Consider the following 16,838-nt stretch of genomic DNA (forward strand, 5'->3'; position numbering starts at 1 on the left):
AGTACAAAATTAGCGTAAACATTATTCTTATAAACTTTACTGCAATTGCAATTACTGTTTGTTTTTTCTTTAATGGGCTCTCTTGTTTATGTAATTATAGGGGGCCTTAAATTTTTTGTTAGTGTTTATTAACTTGTCTTTGGATTTCTTAATGAGTTTCTCTGCAAAGATCCTTAAACACTTCTTTAAATTCAAGAAAGTACTCATCTAAAATAGCAATTAGCTTTACTAGACAATTGATAGACAATTTAAGTCCTCTGTGTTATTATTAAAATTAGAGTGTTTATTACCATAGAGCTTAATCTATCATCTTTCCCGTTGCTAATATTTCTATTTTGCAAAAAGTCCAGTAGAAACTTTTAACAAACTAAAGAATGAAATATAGGAGGCTACAGATGAAGTTAATAGCAATATTAATATTTATAGCGACATATATTCTACTTCTTGTTTTACCTAAATACAGAACATATATTTCATTATTTTCAGCTTTATTATTTGTATTAATTGGAATACTTCCCTTTCAAAAAGCTCTATCTTACATTGATTGGAATGTTATATTGATGATTGGCGGAACTATGGGAATAGTAAACCTGTTTATCGAATCAAAGATGCCTGCTTTGATGGCTGATGTTATAATAGACAAAGTCGCAAGTATAAAATGGGCCATAATATCTCTTGCAGCCTTTGCTGGCATAGTTTCAGCTTTTATCGATAATGTAGCTACTGTTTTAATAATAGCACCCGTTGCTATGGATATTGCAAAGAAGCTTAATATTTCACCAGTCTATATGATTATTTCAATAGCTATTTCATCAAACTTACAAGGTGCTGCAACCTTAGTTGGAGATACTACCTCGCTTTTATTAGGTGGTTATGCTAAAATGGATTTTATTGACTTTTTCTTTTTTAAAGGTAGGATGGGATTGTTTTGGATAGTTCAAATTGGGGCAGTAGCTACAATACCTATTTTATTGCTCTTTTTTAGAGAATATAATCAACCCATTCATCTTGAGGAAAAGCAAGAGGTTGAGGACTATTTCCCATCATATCTTTTGATTTTGATGGTAGCATTATTAATAATTGCTTCCTTTATTCCTAATAAACCTGAAATTACAAATGGTTTAATATGCACAACATTGCTTTTAATAGGTATAATTAAGGAGGTCGTCATAAGCAAAAATAAACATGCTTTAAATAATACTCTTTTACAAATTGATTATGAAACAATCCTTTTGCTGATGGGGCTTTTCGTAGTAATAGGTGGAATTTCTGAGGTTGGAGTTATAAACGATATTAGTAAAATATTTTCAAGATTTGGAAAGGGCAACTTATTTTTAATCTATACTATTATAGTTTGGTTCTCAGTTTTTGTATCTGCCTTCATTGATAATATACCATATACTGCTACGATGCTTCCTGTTGTATCAAAAATTGCTCAAGAAATGGGAATACAGCCTTATCTTCTTTATTTTGGCCTACTTGTTGGGGCAACATTGGGAGGTAATATAACTCCAATAGGTGCATCTGCTAATATAACTGGATTAGGAATTCTAAGAAAAGAAGGATATGAAGTTAAGGCAAAGGACTTTATGAAGTTAAGTATTCCATTTACTTTAACAGCAGTTATAACTGGTTATATTTTGACTTGGATTATTTGGAGGTAATGTAAAGGGAATAAGGGTGATAGATTGGTAAAAAACAAAAAACTGGTAATAATAGAGGAATGGTGCAAAGGCTGCGGCATTTGTGTGGTATTTTGTCCTGTTAAAGTATTCGTTTTTGAATTTAATTGTCTATATAAAATTCGACAAAAGTGGATGAATTCCTTTGAAAATATATAGCAGAACCCCTTAATTTGTGAGGATTTTGGAGTTCTGCAAAGACCTAAATAAAAAAATGCTAAGGAGGTTATTTATGGTATGGAAGATCGAAAAACTTTGTGGCAAAAAATAGCCAGCATAGGACCGGGTGCCATTGTCGCTGCAGCATTTATAGGCCCGGGTACTGTAACCACCTGCACCCTGGCGGGCGTCAATTACAAATACACTCTGCTGTGGGCCTTACTGTTTTCAACCATAGCGACTATAATACTTCAGGAAATGTCGGCTCGCATCGGGATAGTAGCCAATAAGGGATTAGGAAGCACCATCAGAGAAACCTTTGAGGAAAACCCAACGGCCAAAATTGTCGTAATAGCTCTTGTGATCGCAGCCCTGGGAATTGGGAACTCCGCCTTCCAGAGCGGCAATATAAGTGGCGCCTCTATGGGATTGCAGGTGATTCTTGGAGGTTCAAAACAAGTCTGGGTAGTCCTCATCGCGCTGATAGCAGGATTCCTCCTCTGGACCAGCAGTTACAAGTTAATCGAAAAGGTATTGGTCGGTATAGTTATAATGATGAGCATTGTCTTCGTCGCCACAGCCGTAGTGATCTCTCCCAACTGGGGTGAGGTTTTTAGGGGAATCTTTGTTCCAACGATTCCACCAGGCGCCCTCATAGTAACCCTCGGACTCATAGGGACAACCGTTGTGCCGTATAACCTGTACCTTCATTCATCCATTACAGCCGAACGCTGGGGTAGTTACAAAGACAAGAGAGAAGCCATATCGGAATCAAGAGCCGATACCATGCTGTCTATAGGTCTGGGCGGAATTATATCCATGGCCATAATCATTACTTCCTCTTCCATGTTCAGCACCGGCGTACAAATTAAAACCGCCGCCGACATGGCGAGCCAGCTGGAGCCCCTGCTGGGGCCATGGGCAAAATGGTTTTTCGCAATAGGCCTGTTCTGCGCCGGGATTTCTTCGGCCATAACGGCACCCATGGCCGCCGCCTATGCTATAACTGGCGTCCTCGGGCTGAAAAGCGACCTAAAGGAAAGGCATTTTCGTATAATATGGCTGCTGGTATTACTAATTGGTGCCACGGTGGCCTTTTTGGGCGCCAACCCAGTACAGGTAATAGTTTTTGCCCAGGCGGTAAACGGCGTACTGCTTCCCATCTCGGCAATACTCTTGCTTGTGGTAATAAACAACCAAAAGATCATGAAAGAATTTGCAAACACCACCGTATCCAATATACTCGGGTATTTCGTCGTAGTCGTAACCGTAATTCTCGGGTTGAGGATGTTCCTGACAGCCCTAAAGATAATATAATTGGTGTTAGTATAATATTGTAGACACTATAACTTGAACAAGGTAAAATAGAATTACAAAGAGAGGAAGTGTCTACAAGATGTCAAAGTGACAAAGAAAATATAATGAAGAGTTCAAACACACTATAGTAGAGCTGTATAACTTTATGTTTTATCAACCACTACCTTCAACACCAAGAGGAGGGAATCCTTCTTTTTTTTTCTCAAATCTTTTTGTATCAAGTATTGTAAGGTTTGATATCCCCCAAAATTAGGGGTTTATCTGACATAACTCTAAGTAAAAAAGGAGGTATGTTTATGAAATATCGAGTGGACATAAATAGTGACATTGGTGAAAGTTTTGGGGTGTATAAAATAGGTATGGATGAGGAAATAGTAAAATACATTTCATCAGCAAATATTGCTTGTGGATTTCATGCAGGTGATCCTATTGTAATGGCAAATACTGTTGAAAGATGTGCTAAAAATAAAGTGGCGGTAGGAGCTCATCCTGGATTTCCTGATCTATTGGGATTTGGAAGAAGAAATATAGATGTATCACCCACAGATGTAAAAAATTATATCATATATCAAATTGGAGCCTTACAAGCTTTTGCTATAAGTAACGGTATAAAATTGCAACATGTTAAAGCTCATGGCGCCTTGTACAACATGGCTGCAACAGATGAAAAACTTGCTATAGCAATTGCCGAAGCAATAGCTTCAGTAAATGAAAATCTCATATGCGTTGGGATGGCCAATACAGCCATGCAGATGGCAGCTGAAAAAGTAGGGTTGAGATTTGCTTGTGAGGTTTTTGCTGATAGAAACATAAATCCTGATGGTACTTTAGTTTCTAGAAAGCTTCCAAATGCTATTATACACGATGAAGAATTGGCTTGCAGAAGAGTGCTTCGAATGATTAAAGAGGGAGTTTGTGAGGCTATAGATGGTAGTCTAGTAAAAGTGAAAGTTGATACTATATGTGTTCATGGTGATAATCCCCAGGCTGTAGAATTTGCTAAAAGAATAAAAAAGACTTTAGAAGAAAATGGAGTTGAAATAATACCCATGGGTGAGTTTTTATAATACAGGGAGTTGATTATAATGTATGAAAAACCTAAAATTCTCTTATGCGGGGACAAGGCTGTTATAGTTGAATTTGGAAATGAAATAAGTGAGGAATGCAATAAAAAAGTAGTAAATCTTTATAGGACGTTAGAAAAAGAGAAGAGTGCAGGAATTATTTCTATGATTCCAACTTATAGATCTTTGCTTATTAAATATGATCCTTTAAAAATTGCTTACGATGAACTATTAAAACTAATTGAATCAAGCAATAAAGATAAGAATGAAAGTACAGAAGAATTTAGGTCTAAAATATATGAAATTCCGGTAGCTTATGGAGGAGAATTTGGCCCAGATTTAGATTTTGTAGCTAAATACCATAATATGACTGCTGAAGAGATAATAAGTATTCATACACAACCTTTTTATAGAATTTATATGGTTGGTTTCACAATGGGATTTGCGTATTTAGGAGGTATGTCTGAAAAAATTGCTACTCCACGATTAGAAAATCCGAGAACTGAGATAAAGGCAGGGTCAGTAGGCATTGCAGGTAACCAAACAGGTATCTATCCGCTTTCTAGTCCTGGTGGCTGGAGGATAATAGGGAGGACTCCTGTAAGATTATATGATCCAGAAAGAGAGAGGCCTATTCTTTTTGAAGCAGGTAATTACATAAAGTTTGTGCCGATAACAGGAGAGGAATTTTACAAGATTGAAAAAGAAATAGAAATGAAAAGATATCAAATTAAAATATACGATTATGAGTAACGAAACTTTCTCTAAGAACAGTAAAAAAACCAAAAATAGTAGAAACTTTGCAAGGTAGGTGAAAAAATGGAGTGCTTTAGAGTATTAAGTCAGGGTCTTTTTACAACTATTCAAGATATAGGTAGATTTGGATATGAAAGTCAAGGGATACCTACATCGGGAGCAATGGATGAATTTGCTTTAAGAATTGCTAATATATTGGTGGGAAACGATGAAAATGCTCCATGTCTGGAAATAACATTGATGGGACCTACTCTTGAGGTCCTAAGTGATGTTATGATCGCAGTAACCGGGGCTGAGATTCAACCTCTAGTGAATGGTTTTCCACGACCCTGTTGGTCTTCATTTCCTGTACAGAAGGGCGATATTGTATCCTTTGGACCAATAAAGTCGGGGTTCCGAGCATATCTTGCAGTAGCTGGAGGATTTAAAGGAAACTTGATAATGAATAGTGTTTCTACTTACACTAGAGGGAAGTTAGGGGGTATAAAAGGAAGACGTATTGAAAAGGATGATATCCTCATAAGTGGGGTTTCTCAGTCAGGGTTAGATGCAAGGAAGGTCCGAGATGAATATATACCTTCTTATTCTAGTGAAGAAGAAATAAGAATAATATTGGGACCTCAAGATGACTATTTTGATGAAGAAGCTATAAAAGTTTTTTTGAGTTCTACGTACGTAATTACAAAAGATTCTGATAGAATGGGTTACAGGCTTGAAGGACCTGAAATTAAAGCTAAGGAAAGGCATGATATAATTACGGATGGGCTTTTACCGGGGGCTATTCAAATACCTGGGAATGGAAAACCAATTATAATATTAAAAGATGCCCAGACTACAGGCGGCTATACAAAAATAGCGACAGTTATTTCAGTTGATTTGTCAAAGCTTGCTCAATTAAAACCAGGAGACAAAGTAAGGTTTAGAGCTGTTGACCTTTTTGAGGCGCATAAAATTCTTGTAGAAACTGAAAACAAAATCAAGGAGATTAAGGAAACTTTGAAAGTCTTAAAATATTTTAAGGTAAAAGTAAATGATAGATATTATGATGTTGGTGTTGAACCCCTTTGAGCTATGTTTTGATACGCAAACTAACAGTATATCAAAATATTGATTAACCAAAAAATTACATAAATAAAAAATGTTAAGGAGATGATCTTATGCCGGAAAAAATAAATTATGAAAATCTCAAACCTTCGGAAGCAAGACAGCTGATTAGAGAAGGTGTTTTAACAGGGCCTACTGCTGGTATCGCTTTGGGATATACCCAGGCTAATCTTGTAATGCTTCCCAAAGAACTTGCTTATGATTTTCTTCTATTTGCTTTTAGAAATCCAAAACCTTGTCCTATTCTCGATGTAACTGACGTAGGAAGTCCAGAACCAAAAGGAGTTGCAAAAGGAGCGGATCTGCGAACCGATATTCCCAAATACAGAATTTATAAAAAAGGTGTACTAGAAGCAGAAGTTAATGATATAAGAGATTACTGGCGCGATGATTTCGTAGCTTTTCTTTTGGGCTGTAGCTTTACGTTTGAAAAAGCTCTTCTAGAGAATGATATTCCTGTAAGACATATTGAAGAAGGTAAAAATGTCCCTATGTATATTACCAATATAGAAACAAGGCCAGCAGGAATTTTTCATGGCTATATGGTGGTCAGTATGAGACCAATTCCTCAGAACCTTGTAGTAAGAGCTGTTCAGGTAACTTCGAGATTCCCATCAGTTCACGGCGCTCCTGTTCATATAGGGGATCCTAAAGCTATAGGTATAGCTTCTCTTGATAAGCCGGATTTTGGCGATCCTGTTGAGATAAAAGCAGGAGAAGTACCTGTTTTTTGGGCATGTGGAGTAACGCCACAAGCGGTGGCAATGAAATCAAAACCTGAAATTATGATAACTCATTCACCGGGACATATGTTTATTACAGATTTAAAAGATGAAATGTTAGCATGTTAAAGAAAATTGCCTTTTAAATTGAGTTTTTCATTATCCTAGATAAAAAGCTAGAGTATAACATAAATAAAACGAGCCAGATTCCGCATCTCATGAATTATTACTGGACAGAAAAAGAAGTAGAAGAAAGACAGGAAATTATGATGGTAAATGCTTTTAACGCTATATATGAATTAGCACAGCAGTACAAAGTTGATATGAGGACAGCAGCTTACATGATATCGATTAAACGGGTTTATGAAGCTATGAAAATTAGTGGTTGGTTATAAAGGCCTTCATTGAAGGTCTTTTTGTTATATGGTAAAATATTATAAAAAGCTTATTAGAGGAGGCTTCTTTATGGTAAGGAGTCTTCTAACTGTAGATTGGGATTATTTTATACCTTCTAAAAAAGAGTGGTTTTTCTCTTATATAGAAAATGATAAAAATTTGACTCAACTGTGGTATAAGAGATATATAAAAGGGAAATTAGAGGGAGAAGATTTGGAAAAGACTATAAAAGTAGGTAAAGTCATAAAAGGCTTCTGGGATAAAATAAAGACACAGTTTAAGTTTGATAAAAACATTAAAATTTTTGTCTCTGAATCCCATAAAGTTGCCTATTATTTGGCAAAAAATTTTGAGTGTTCTGAAGTAGTTTCTTTTGATGCCCATTCTGATTTAGGATATGGTGGACTACCTTCACTGGATTTTGAATTAAATTGCGCTAATTGGCTAGGTAAGCTTTTAAAAGAAAATATAGTAAAAAGAGCCAAAATTGTATATAGTCCTTACACCTTTGAAAAGCCTTTAGATTTTGAGGATTTTAACAACCTTTACAACATACAGTATTATAAATCGGTAGAAGAATTACCAAAAGAGAATTTGATAGGGGTTATACACATTTGTAGGTCGGGTACTTGGACACCTCCTTGGCTGGATGAAAGATTTGAAAAATTTATAAATGAGTTAGGCTTGCCTTTTAAGAAAATTGCAATAAAAGAGAGAAAGTGGGAGGTGTCAAAGCTTTCTTACGCAGATCAAATCTTTTACCTTAATTTCGCATAAAACTTAAGGAGGAATTGTATGACTACACGACTATATATAGCACGTCACGGGCAATCAGAGTGGAATTTACACAATAAAATGCAAGGTGTGCAGGATATTGATTTGACACCTACAGGTTTAAAACAGGCTGAACTACTGGCAAGTCGATTAAAAAATGAGAAAATAGATTGTATATATTCAAGTGATTTAAAAAGAGCGTATATAACTGCACAAATAATTGCAAAAGAATTTGGATTAGAAGTTCAAAAAATTCCTGAGTTTAGAGAAATGTCCTTTGGTATATGGGAAGGGCTTACAGCGGAAGAAATCAATGAATTGTATAAAGAAATATATACATTATGGAAAATGAATCCTGTTAAAGCTAATATAGAAAAAGGAGAGACTTTAGAAGAAGTTCAAAAGAGAATGCTAAAAAAGACATTGGAGATAGTTAAAGAGAATGATGGCAAAAGTGTATTGATTGTTTCTCATGGGACTTCTATAAAAGCACTGATTTTGGGGCTTTTAGGAATTGACTTAAGTTTTTATCCTAGATTTAGACTTGATAATACTTCTCTTAATATAGTAGATGTTAAGGAAGATGGTAAAACTGTTCTGGTGCTATTTAACGATACTTGTCATTTAAGGAGAGATGAAAAAATAATATGAAAAAAGTATTTGTAGTAGGCGGCGGCCCAGCAGGAATGATGGCAGCTTTATCAGCAGCTATGATGGGAAAAGAAGTAAGTATATATGAGAGGAATAACATTTTAGGTAAAAAATTATTAGTTACAGGTAATGGAAGGTGTAATATTACTAATTTTGCTGACAAAGAAGAATTTTTCGAGAATATTCCAGGAAATAGTAAATTTTTATATAGCGCTTTTAGCAAGTTTTCTAATAAGGATTTAATAGAGTTTTTAAATAAAAATGGGCTTAAAACTAAAATAGAAAGAGGTTTAAGGGTTTTTCCGGTTTCAGATAAATCAATAGAAGTGAGAGATTTTTTTGTGAATATGCTTAAAAAATATGGAGTAAAGATAAATTATAACTGCAGAGTAAGTGATGTGATAGTGGAAAATAAACACGTAAAGGGCATAAGTGTTGATGAGAGTGCTTTAAACTGCGATAGTGTAATATTAGCAACAGGAGGAGTGTCATATCCTACGACTGGCTCTACTGGTGATGGGTATGAAATTGCTAAGAAATTGGGGCACACAATTATAGAGCCATTTCCTTCCTTAGTGCCGATTGTTACATATGAAAATGTAAGAGAATTGATGGGACTCACTCTTAAAAATGTCAAAGTTTCTGCTTTTTTTGGAGAGAAATTAATAAGAGAAGAGTTTGGAGAAATGCTTTTTACCCATTTTGGGTTGTCAGGCCCTGCAATACTCACCTTAAGCAGGTTTTTACATGACTACTTAGGTAAGGGAGAAGTAGTAATAAAAATTGACTTAAAGCCGGGACTTAATATTGAAAAGCTGGAGGAAAGAGTATTAAGAGATTTTAATAAGTACCAAAATAAAAATCTGAAAAATGCCTTGGAAGATTTATTGCCTCATTCATTAATCCTATATGTTATAAAAAGGGCGAATATAGACCCTGATAAAAAAGTTAGGGAAATAACCAAAAATGAAAGAAAAAAATTGGTCAATAGCTTAAAAAATCTTACTTTTAAGGTAAAAGACCTAAGGCCTATAAGAGAAGCTATTGTTACAGGTGGTGGAGTAAGTATAAAAGAAATAAATCCCTCTACAATGGAGTCTAAAATAATAAAAGGCTTATTTTTTGCAGGTGAAATTATAGATGTGGATGGATTTACCGGTGGATTCAACTTGCAAATTGCCTTTTCTACAGGCTATGTGGCAGGAATTAATGCATAAGTAAAATGCGGTTTTCCGCATTTTTTTATTTGCTTTGCATAAGATATAATAAAGAAAAGGAGGATAAACATGGGAAAAAGAGTCAAAAGGAAAAAATACAGATATATTGACAGTGAAAGTATTCTTGTAGTATTGATAATATTAGGGCTTTTAAGTATAGCTATAACTCAACTTTTGATGACAAATGACGACATAAGAGTTTTTTTAAGTTCTACACAAAGATTAGAGGGCATTAATTTAAATTCTAATCTTTCACAAGAAGGCAAAGTGACAATTGAAGTTGTAGAAAAGGACAAAGCATTAAATTCCTTTGTATTGTTGAACGGAGAACCAGTTGCGAATTTTTTTACCAAGTCTATTACTATTACAGTAAGGCCCAATCAAATTCTGGAAATAGATGGCACCCGAGAAAAGGAACCTCTTCATTTTAAAGTAGTAGCAATTAGTGAAAATGTAATTGAGCCGCAAAATACTACTGTAGTTAAAGTAGAGAAGAATATACAAAAAATATGCATGGTTAGATTGAAATGATTTATTTGTAAAGGGTAATTATGCTATAATATAAAAAAGACAAAGGATGATAGGAGAGGAGAATGCCCTATAAAAGTCATAAGAGGTGCTATAACTTCCAAAAATACAAAAGAAGATATTTTAAAGGATACTACTATTCTCATTGAAGAAATTATTAAAGCAAATGAATTAGAAAAGAAAAATATCATTTCTATTTTTTTTAGCGCAACTTGTGATTTAGATGCGGTTTACCCTGCCGAAGCAGTTAGGAATATGGGTATGACCTCAATACCTATGATGTGCCTACAAGAAATGGAGGTAAAAGGCAGTCTCAGCCATTGCATAAGAGTTGCGGTTTTTACAAATTTAAGTGAAGATAAAGAGGTTAAACACGTTTATTTGAAAGAAGCAAAAAAACTGCGTCCAGACTTAGTTTGAGGTGATAGTATTGACTGTAAAAATAGCAATAGATGGGCCGGCGGGGGCTGGCAAGAGCACTGTTGCAAAAAAATTAGCTAAACTTTTAAATTATACCTACATTGATACAGGTGCTATGTATAGAGCTATTACATATAAAGCCATACAAGAGAAAGTGAATCTTATAGAAGAAAACAAAATAGCTGATATTGCGCAAAGTGCTGATATTATCTTAGAAGGAGAAAAAATTTTTTTAGATGGAAAAGACATTTCTGAAGAAATAAGAAAACCAGGAGTTTCTGAAAAAGTATCTTTGGTATCTAAAATACCTAAAGTTAGAGAAATTTTAGTACAAAAACAAAGGAAAATTGCTGAAGGTAAAAATGTAGTAATGGATGGGAGAGATATAGGTACGGTTGTGCTGCCTGATGCACAGTTTAAGTTTTTTTTGACCGCTTCTTTAGAAGAAAGGGCAAAACGGCGTTATAGAGAACTTAAAACTAAAAATGTAAATGTAAGTTATTACGAGGTGTTAAAAGAAATAGAAAATCGTGACACCATAGATTCACAGAGAGATACATCTCCTCTAAAAATTGCTGAAGATTCTATTGTCATTGATACTACGTATCTTTCAGAAGAAGAAGTTGTAGAAAAACTGTACAATATCATAAAGGAAGGATTAAAAGGGGAAATTTAAGTATGTTTTATTATATTGCTAAAGTTATTGTACGGACAATCATAAAAGTGATATTTAGAATAGAAATACGAGGACTTGAAAATATCCCTAAAAAAGGTCCGGTAATCATATGTTCTAACCATATAAGTCTTTTAGATCCTCCTGTCATAGGAGCCCTTTTAAATAGGCGAATATACTTTATGGCAAAAGAAGAGCTTTTTAAAAATCCTTTTTTAAGGCTTCTTTTAGGGACAGGCTTAGGGGCTTTTCCCGTTAAAAGAGGTACTGCTGATTTATCAGCTATTAAAACTGCTTTAACTTACTTAAAAAAAGGAAGAGCAATTGGAATTTTTCCTGAAGGTACAAGAAGTAAAACTGGTCAGCTTCAAAAGGCTGAGCCAGGAGTTGCTATGTTGGCAATTAAGGGGAATGCCCCAGTAGTGCCTATAGGAATTAAAGGGAGATATCGTCTTTTTTCTAAGATTATTATAAATATCGGTAAACCAATAAGTTTTGTAAAATATGCAAATTCTAAACTTTCCTCTAAGCAACTTTCTGTTATTGGGGAAGAAATAATGCAGGAAATTGCAAAATTGCTGTAGGAGGTAAAGAATGAAAATATTGATTGCTGAGTATGCAGGTTTCTGCTTTGGAGTAAAAAGAGCTATTGAAACTGCATATCAGGAAATTGAAAAAGGTGATGGAAAGAAAATATATACTTTAGGTGAAATTATTCATAATCCACAAGTTATATCGGACTTATCGAAAAAAGGGGTTAATGTTATTGAAGAAGAAGAGCTGGATAAATTAACTGAGGGCGATAAATTAATTATCCGAAGTCATGGGGTGTCTAAAAAATTATACGATTTTCTCGCTAAAAAAGGAGTTGAAGTCATAGATGTTACCTGCCCATTTGTAAAAAAGGTACAAAATATAGTTTATGAGTACTACCACAAGGGCTACTCTATTATCATTGTAGGAGATAGAAATCATCCAGAAGTAATAGGAGTAAACGGATGGTGTGATGACACTGCTTATGTGGTAAATTCAATTGAAGAAGCTTATGAATTACCTCAATTAGAAAAGGCATGTGCAGTTGCTCAAACTACTCTCATTGAAAAGCATTGGAAAGATATTTTAGAAGTAATAAAGCTAAAAGTTAAAGACCTTATTTTTTTTAATACTATATGTGATGCTACACAAAAAAGACAAGATGCTGCTGATGAGCTTTCAAAAAAGGTAGATGTAATGTTTGTAATTGGGGGAAAACATAGCTCTAATACTCAAAAACTAAAAAAGATATGTGAAAAAAATTGTAAAAACACTTTTCATATAGAAGATGCAGAGGAATTGACTCTTGAGATGGTAAAAGACCATGAGATTATAGGAGTAACAGCAGGAGCTTCAACCCCCGATTATGTGATAGAGGACGTGATAAAAAAAATTAGATTTTTAAAAGGGGAAGATGGGGATGAGTGATTTTTTAGAAGGTTATACTTTTAAGACGTTGCGACCTGGAGACATTGTCAAGGGAAAAGTGATAAAAGTTTCTGATGAGGGGATTATTGCAAATATTGACTATAAATCAGATGCTTTTGTGCCTAAAAATGAACTTTCTTTAAATCCTAATTTTGATGTAAAAAAGACCTTCAATGTTGAGGATGAGTTAAATTTATATATAATAAGTGTGGAAAATGATGAAGGAAACGTATTAGCCTCTAAAGTTATGGCTGATGATAAACTGAGCAGAGAAAAAATTGAAAAAGCCTATAAAAATGAAGAGATAATTGAAGGAGAAGTTATTGAGGTTGTAAAAGGCGGAGTGATTGCCTACTCATTAGGAGCTAAGGTTTTTATTCCTGCTTCTCAACTGGAATTACATTATGTCGATAAATTAAATGAATATTTAGGTAAAACTTTGCGGCTTCGAATAATTGAGTATATTCCCGGCAAGAAGATTGTTGGATCTCAAAAAGAAGTACTGAAACTAGAAAGAGAAAAAGTTAAAAAAGCGCTTTTATCTAATTTGAAAGAAGGAGACATAGTAGAAGGAAAAGTAAAAAACATAATAGATAAGGGAGCTTTTGTAGACATAGGAGGTTTTGATGGTTTTATCCCTCTAAGTGAAATTAGCTGGGAAAGAATTAAAAATCCGCGAGAAGTATTGGGAATTGGAGATAAAGTCTCGGTTTATATATTAAATGTGGATGAAAAAAAAGAAAAAATTACTTTGAGCCTGAGAAAAGTATTGCCAGATCCGTGGGAGAATGCAGAAACAAAATATCACGAAGGAGACGTGCTAAAGGGAACTGTTACTAATATTACGCCTTTTGGAGTATTTGTACAGCTAGAACCAGGGATAGAAGGATTGATTCATAAAAATGATTTAGAAAATAGTATCAAAACATACAAAATAAATGATACTATAAAAGTAGAAATATTGAATATAAACCAACAAGATAAAAAAATAAATCTTAAAGAAGTGCCTCTTGAAGAAGAAGATATTCCAGAAATAGAGCATCAAGAGCTTAGAATCACCTTAGGAGAAATATTTAATAAAAATTTTTAAACTGTCATGTAAAAAACCTTGACAAAAGAAAAAAATCTGCTAAAATTAAAATCATTGAATGTATACATTATTTTAGTAAAGGAGGCACGATACAAAATGAATGCTTTGGGTCGCCACATTTTGGCAGAAATTTATGGGTGCGATAGCAATATTTTAGACAACTTGGAATTAATCGAAGACATAATGGTTCAGTCTGCAATAGTGACAGGCGCAGAGATACGGGAAGTTGCTTTCCATAAATTTAATCCCCAGGGCGTAAGCGGAGTAGTGGTCATATCAGAATCTCATATAACTATCCATACTTGGCCAGAACTGGGTTATGCCGCGGTTGACGTATTTACTTGTGGTGATGATGTCAATCCGTGGGATGCCTGTAACTATATAGCGAAAATGTTAAGAGCACAAAACATGACTGCAACAGAGGTCAAACGTGGAGTCTTTGAAAAACCAGTGAAGGTGGTTAATTACTGATTAAACTTCAAAATATGAAGGATCTGGCTTGTTTGTGGCTTTTAAAGCCACTTTTTTCTATAATTAGGGGTGAACATATTTATGGTAGGTTATGAGGACTTTGTTAAAAAAATACATAAATTGACTGGAATAGATTTATCTTTATACAAAGAAAAGCAGATGAAAAGAAGATTAGAATCTTTAATCACTAGTCACAAATTTAGCTCTTATGAGGAATATTTTAATGAACTCTCTGTTAATAAGACATTATATGAAGAGTTTCTAAATTATATTACTATTAATGTGACAGAATTTTTTAGGAACCCTTCACAGTGGGAAATCTTAGAGAAAGACCTTTTACCTGACATTATAAAAAAAAGTTTTAGAGTCTGGAGTGCAGCTTGTTCTACTGGAGAAGAACCTTATTCTGTAGCCATGCTTTTAACAAAGTTTATAGATTTAAAAGATGTGACAATTATTGCTACAGACATAGATGGAAGAGTATTGGAAAAAGCTAAAAAAGGTATATATTCGGCTGAGAGTGTAAAAAAAGTACCTCAAGAATATTTAAAAAAATTCTTTAGAAAAATTGATGACAAAAGTTATCAGATAAGTGAAGATATTAGAAAAAGCGTACAATTTGAAAAGCATGACTTGTTAAATGATGAATATCCTAAAAATATAGATTTATTAATTTGTAGAAATGTGTTAATATATTTTAATGATACAGCTAAAGATAAAATATATAAAAAATTTTATGAGTCTTTAAATGATAACGGTATATTTTTTGTAGGTAGCACAGAGCAGATAATATTGCCATATAGATACAATTTTGAACCAATTAAAACTTTTTTCTACAAAAAAATTATTCCACAGGGATAAAAGAGGTGTTAATAATAATGCCTACCAATATTTATGTGACTGAAGAAGAATTAAAAAAACAAGAAAAAATAATGAAAGAAATTGCAGAAGAAAATAAGGGTAAAAACCTTTATTATCACATTGAAACTTACGGCTGCCAAATGAATGTCCATGATTCGGAGAAATTGGCAGGTATGCTAGAAAAGATGGGATATAAATATACTGAAAATCTGGAACAAGCTGATGTTTTACTTTTTAACACTTGTGCTGTAAGAGAACATGCTGAAATAAGAGTATTGGGAAGAGTATCACAAATGAAAGAATTGAAGGCTAGAAATCCTAATTTAATTATTGGTGTATCTGGCTGTATGATGCAAGAAAAAAATGTAGTAGAAGCTATTAAAGAAAAATATTCCTATATAGATATTGTTTTTGGCACTCATAATATATATAAATTTCCACAGCTTTTATGGGAGGCTTTGAACTCTCAAGATATAGTTATAGATATTATAGAAGATACAAAAAATGTAATTGAAGAGTTACCTGTCAAAAGGGACAGCAATTTAAAGGCATGGGTTAATATTATTTATGGTTGCAATAATTTTTGCACCTATTGCATAGTACCCTATACAAGAGGCAGAGAAAAGAGCAGAAAGCCAGAAGATATAATAGCAGAAGTAAAAGAATTAGCCCAAAAAGGGTATAAGGAAATCACTTTATTAGGGCAAAATGTAAATTCTTACGGAAAAGACCTTGATGAAGATATAACTTTTGCAAAACTACTTTACAAGCTAAATGATATTGAAGGAATTGAGAGAATAAGGTTTATGACCTCTCATCCTAAAGATATTTCCGATGAATTAATATATGCCATTAGGGATTTAGATAAAGTTTGTGAACATTTGCATTTACCTGTACAAGCTGGTAGCAACAAGATTTTAAAAAAGATGAATAGAAAATACACCAAAGAACACTATTTAGAAATTATTGACAAAGTAAGAAGTAACATTCCAGATATTGCGATAACAACAGATATAATCGTAGGTTTTCCAGGTGAAACAGAAGAAGATTTTTTGGAGACGTTGGATTTAGTAGAAAGAGTGCGATTTGATGCCGCTTATACTTTTATTTACTCTAAAAGAGCAGGCACTGTTGCGGCAAATATGCCAGACCAAGTAGATGATGCTGTAAAACATGAGCGTTTAGAAAGACTTATAGAGTTGCAAAACAAAATCAGCTTAGAAAAAAGTGCAGAATTGAGAGGAAAAATTGTGGAAGTATTGATAGAAGGAATTAGTAAAAGAGACAGTAATAAATTGACCTCTCGAACTCGAACCAATAAAGTAGTCCACTTTGTGGGAGATGAAAGCCTTATCGGCAAACTTGCTAATGTTAAAATAACTGAAACAAAGGCTTGGACAATGCAGGGAGAATTAGTAGAAGTTATAAGATAAAACTGCGCCTATATGGGCGCTAATTTTTATGATATAATAAAGAGGAGTCGGAGGTGCAA

19 protein-coding genes and 1 pseudogene are annotated in these 16,838 nt (G+C 33.9%); all 20 read left to right on the forward strand.

The features are described 5' to 3' along the window. The first annotated feature begins 395 nt into the window (after nt 1-395). The 20 genes and pseudogenes from THEBR_RS05870 to miaB all read left to right on the forward strand — a co-directional run bounded on the left by THEBR_RS05870 (nt 396) and on the right by miaB (nt 16,779). Nucleotides 396-1,664, forward strand: coding sequence for an ArsB/NhaD family transporter (locus THEBR_RS05870; protein WP_012269338.1), 1,269 nt, complete (start codon nt 396-398; stop codon nt 1,662-1,664). A gap of 24 nt (nt 1,665-1,688) precedes the next feature. Beyond that, nucleotides 1,689-1,841, forward strand: a complete 153-nt coding sequence (locus THEBR_RS12850) for a 4Fe-4S binding protein (protein ID WP_081448165.1) — start codon at nt 1,689-1,691, stop codon at nt 1,839-1,841. 78 nt (nt 1,842-1,919) lie between these two features. Beyond that, nucleotides 1,920-3,158, forward strand: a complete 1,239-nt coding sequence (locus tag THEBR_RS05875) for an Nramp family divalent metal transporter (RefSeq protein ID WP_012269339.1) — start codon at nt 1,920-1,922, stop codon at nt 3,156-3,158. 296 nt (nt 3,159-3,454) lie between these two features. Further along, nucleotides 3,455-4,225, forward strand: a complete 771-nt coding sequence (locus THEBR_RS05880; protein WP_012269340.1) for a LamB/YcsF family protein — start codon at nt 3,455-3,457, stop codon at nt 4,223-4,225. A gap of 18 nt (nt 4,226-4,243) precedes the next feature. Then, entirely contained in the window at nt 4,244-4,975 is a 732-nt protein-coding gene (gene pxpB, locus THEBR_RS05885) for a 5-oxoprolinase subunit PxpB (RefSeq protein WP_003868763.1), read from the forward strand. Between the two features lie 66 nt (nt 4,976-5,041). Beyond that, nucleotides 5,042-6,046 (forward strand): 5-oxoprolinase subunit C family protein, encoded by a 1,005-nt coding sequence (locus THEBR_RS05890; RefSeq protein WP_009052367.1) that lies wholly within the window; start codon nt 5,042-5,044, stop codon nt 6,044-6,046. Nucleotides 6,047-6,135: 89 nt separating this feature from the next. Further along, nucleotides 6,136-6,933, forward strand: a complete 798-nt coding sequence (locus tag THEBR_RS05895; protein WP_009052368.1) for a putative hydro-lyase — start codon at nt 6,136-6,138, stop codon at nt 6,931-6,933. A gap of 77 nt (nt 6,934-7,010) precedes the next feature. Then, nucleotides 7,011-7,199, forward strand: a pseudogene (locus THEBR_RS11795) (glutamate dehydrogenase); the annotation flags it as partial. A 70-nt stretch (nt 7,200-7,269) separates the two neighbouring features. After that, nucleotides 7,270-7,977 (forward strand): hypothetical protein, encoded by a 708-nt coding sequence (locus THEBR_RS05900; protein WP_009052369.1) that lies wholly within the window; start codon nt 7,270-7,272, stop codon nt 7,975-7,977. Nucleotides 7,978-7,995: 18 nt separating this feature from the next. Further along, nucleotides 7,996-8,625: a histidine phosphatase family protein gene (locus THEBR_RS05905; protein ID WP_012269341.1), complete on the forward strand. Its 630-nt coding sequence runs from the start codon at nt 7,996-7,998 to the stop codon at nt 8,623-8,625. Continuing rightward, nucleotides 8,622-9,842 carry a BaiN/RdsA family NAD(P)/FAD-dependent oxidoreductase gene (locus tag THEBR_RS05910; RefSeq protein ID WP_012269342.1) on the forward strand — a complete coding sequence of 407 codons (1,221 nt, stop codon included), beginning with the start codon at nt 8,622-8,624 and terminating at the stop codon, nt 9,840-9,842. Before THEBR_RS05905 ends, THEBR_RS05910 begins: the two co-directional genes overlap by 4 nt. Before the next feature lie 69 nt (nt 9,843-9,911). After that, nucleotides 9,912-10,373, forward strand: coding sequence for a hypothetical protein (locus THEBR_RS05915; RefSeq protein WP_009052371.1), 462 nt, complete (start codon nt 9,912-9,914; stop codon nt 10,371-10,373). A gap of 117 nt (nt 10,374-10,490) precedes the next feature. Further along, complete coding sequence (gene aroH / locus THEBR_RS05920; RefSeq protein ID WP_232195947.1) at nt 10,491-10,790, forward strand: chorismate mutase; 300 nt, start codon at nt 10,491-10,493, stop codon at nt 10,788-10,790. 10 nt (nt 10,791-10,800) lie between these two features. Next, on the forward strand, nt 10,801-11,466 hold the full coding sequence (gene cmk, locus THEBR_RS05925) for a (d)CMP kinase (protein ID WP_009052373.1): 666 nt from the start codon (nt 10,801-10,803) through the stop codon (nt 11,464-11,466). A gap of 2 nt (nt 11,467-11,468) precedes the next feature. Further along, nucleotides 11,469-12,047 (forward strand): lysophospholipid acyltransferase family protein, encoded by a 579-nt coding sequence (locus THEBR_RS05930; protein WP_009052374.1) that lies wholly within the window; start codon nt 11,469-11,471, stop codon nt 12,045-12,047. Nucleotides 12,048-12,057: 10 nt separating this feature from the next. Further along, nucleotides 12,058-12,924, forward strand: coding sequence for a 4-hydroxy-3-methylbut-2-enyl diphosphate reductase (locus THEBR_RS05935; protein WP_009052375.1), 867 nt, complete (start codon nt 12,058-12,060; stop codon nt 12,922-12,924). Next, a complete protein-coding gene (locus THEBR_RS05940) occupies nt 12,911-14,014 on the forward strand; it encodes a 30S ribosomal protein S1 (RefSeq protein ID WP_013570809.1) in 1,104 nt (367 codons plus the stop codon). The genes THEBR_RS05935 and THEBR_RS05940 overlap by 14 nt, the downstream gene beginning before the upstream one ends. A 96-nt stretch (nt 14,015-14,110) precedes the next feature. Beyond that, nucleotides 14,111-14,485: an adenosylmethionine decarboxylase gene (speD, locus tag THEBR_RS05945; RefSeq protein WP_003866794.1), complete on the forward strand. Its 375-nt coding sequence runs from the start codon at nt 14,111-14,113 to the stop codon at nt 14,483-14,485. Between the two features lie 81 nt (nt 14,486-14,566). After that, a complete protein-coding gene (locus THEBR_RS05950; protein ID WP_004396269.1) occupies nt 14,567-15,346 on the forward strand; it encodes a CheR family methyltransferase in 780 nt (259 codons plus the stop codon). A 17-nt stretch (nt 15,347-15,363) separates the two neighbouring features. Beyond that, complete coding sequence (gene miaB / locus THEBR_RS05955; RefSeq protein ID WP_003869101.1) at nt 15,364-16,779, forward strand: tRNA (N6-isopentenyl adenosine(37)-C2)-methylthiotransferase MiaB; 1,416 nt, start codon at nt 15,364-15,366, stop codon at nt 16,777-16,779. The last annotated feature ends 59 nt before the right edge of the window (nt 16,780-16,838 follow it).

This window comes from Thermoanaerobacter brockii subsp. finnii Ako-1 (assembly GCF_000175295.2).
GTDB classification, from domain to species: domain Bacteria; phylum Bacillota; class Thermoanaerobacteria; order Thermoanaerobacterales; family Thermoanaerobacteraceae; genus Thermoanaerobacter; species Thermoanaerobacter pseudethanolicus.

What these genes read in the sequence shown, in the direction of transcription:
- THEBR_RS05870 (WP_012269338.1), top strand. Translation starts at nt 396, where the DNA reads ATGAAGTTAATAGCAATATTAATATTTATAGCGACATATATTCTACTT.
- THEBR_RS05875 (WP_012269339.1), top strand. Translation starts at nt 1,920, where the DNA reads ATGGAAGATCGAAAAACTTTGTGGCAAAAAATAGCCAGCATAGGACCG.
- THEBR_RS05880 (WP_012269340.1), top strand. Translation starts at nt 3,455, where the DNA reads ATGAAATATCGAGTGGACATAAATAGTGACATTGGTGAAAGTTTTGGG.
- pxpB (WP_003868763.1), top strand. Translation starts at nt 4,244, where the DNA reads ATGTATGAAAAACCTAAAATTCTCTTATGCGGGGACAAGGCTGTTATA.
- THEBR_RS05890 (WP_009052367.1), top strand. Translation starts at nt 5,042, where the DNA reads ATGGAGTGCTTTAGAGTATTAAGTCAGGGTCTTTTTACAACTATTCAA.
- THEBR_RS05895 (WP_009052368.1), top strand. Translation starts at nt 6,136, where the DNA reads ATGCCGGAAAAAATAAATTATGAAAATCTCAAACCTTCGGAAGCAAGA.
- THEBR_RS05900 (WP_009052369.1), top strand. Translation starts at nt 7,270, where the DNA reads ATGGTAAGGAGTCTTCTAACTGTAGATTGGGATTATTTTATACCTTCT.
- THEBR_RS05905 (WP_012269341.1), top strand. Translation starts at nt 7,996, where the DNA reads ATGACTACACGACTATATATAGCACGTCACGGGCAATCAGAGTGGAAT.
- THEBR_RS05910 (WP_012269342.1), top strand. Translation starts at nt 8,622, where the DNA reads ATGAAAAAAGTATTTGTAGTAGGCGGCGGCCCAGCAGGAATGATGGCA.
- THEBR_RS05915 (WP_009052371.1), top strand. Translation starts at nt 9,912, where the DNA reads ATGGGAAAAAGAGTCAAAAGGAAAAAATACAGATATATTGACAGTGAA.
- THEBR_RS05930 (WP_009052374.1), top strand. Translation starts at nt 11,469, where the DNA reads ATGTTTTATTATATTGCTAAAGTTATTGTACGGACAATCATAAAAGTG.
- THEBR_RS05935 (WP_009052375.1), top strand. Translation starts at nt 12,058, where the DNA reads ATGAAAATATTGATTGCTGAGTATGCAGGTTTCTGCTTTGGAGTAAAA.
- THEBR_RS05940 (WP_013570809.1), top strand. Translation starts at nt 12,911, where the DNA reads ATGGGGATGAGTGATTTTTTAGAAGGTTATACTTTTAAGACGTTGCGA.
- speD (WP_003866794.1), top strand. Translation starts at nt 14,111, where the DNA reads ATGAATGCTTTGGGTCGCCACATTTTGGCAGAAATTTATGGGTGCGAT.
- THEBR_RS05950 (WP_004396269.1), top strand. Translation starts at nt 14,567, where the DNA reads ATGGTAGGTTATGAGGACTTTGTTAAAAAAATACATAAATTGACTGGA.
- miaB (WP_003869101.1), top strand. Translation starts at nt 15,364, where the DNA reads ATGCCTACCAATATTTATGTGACTGAAGAAGAATTAAAAAAACAAGAA.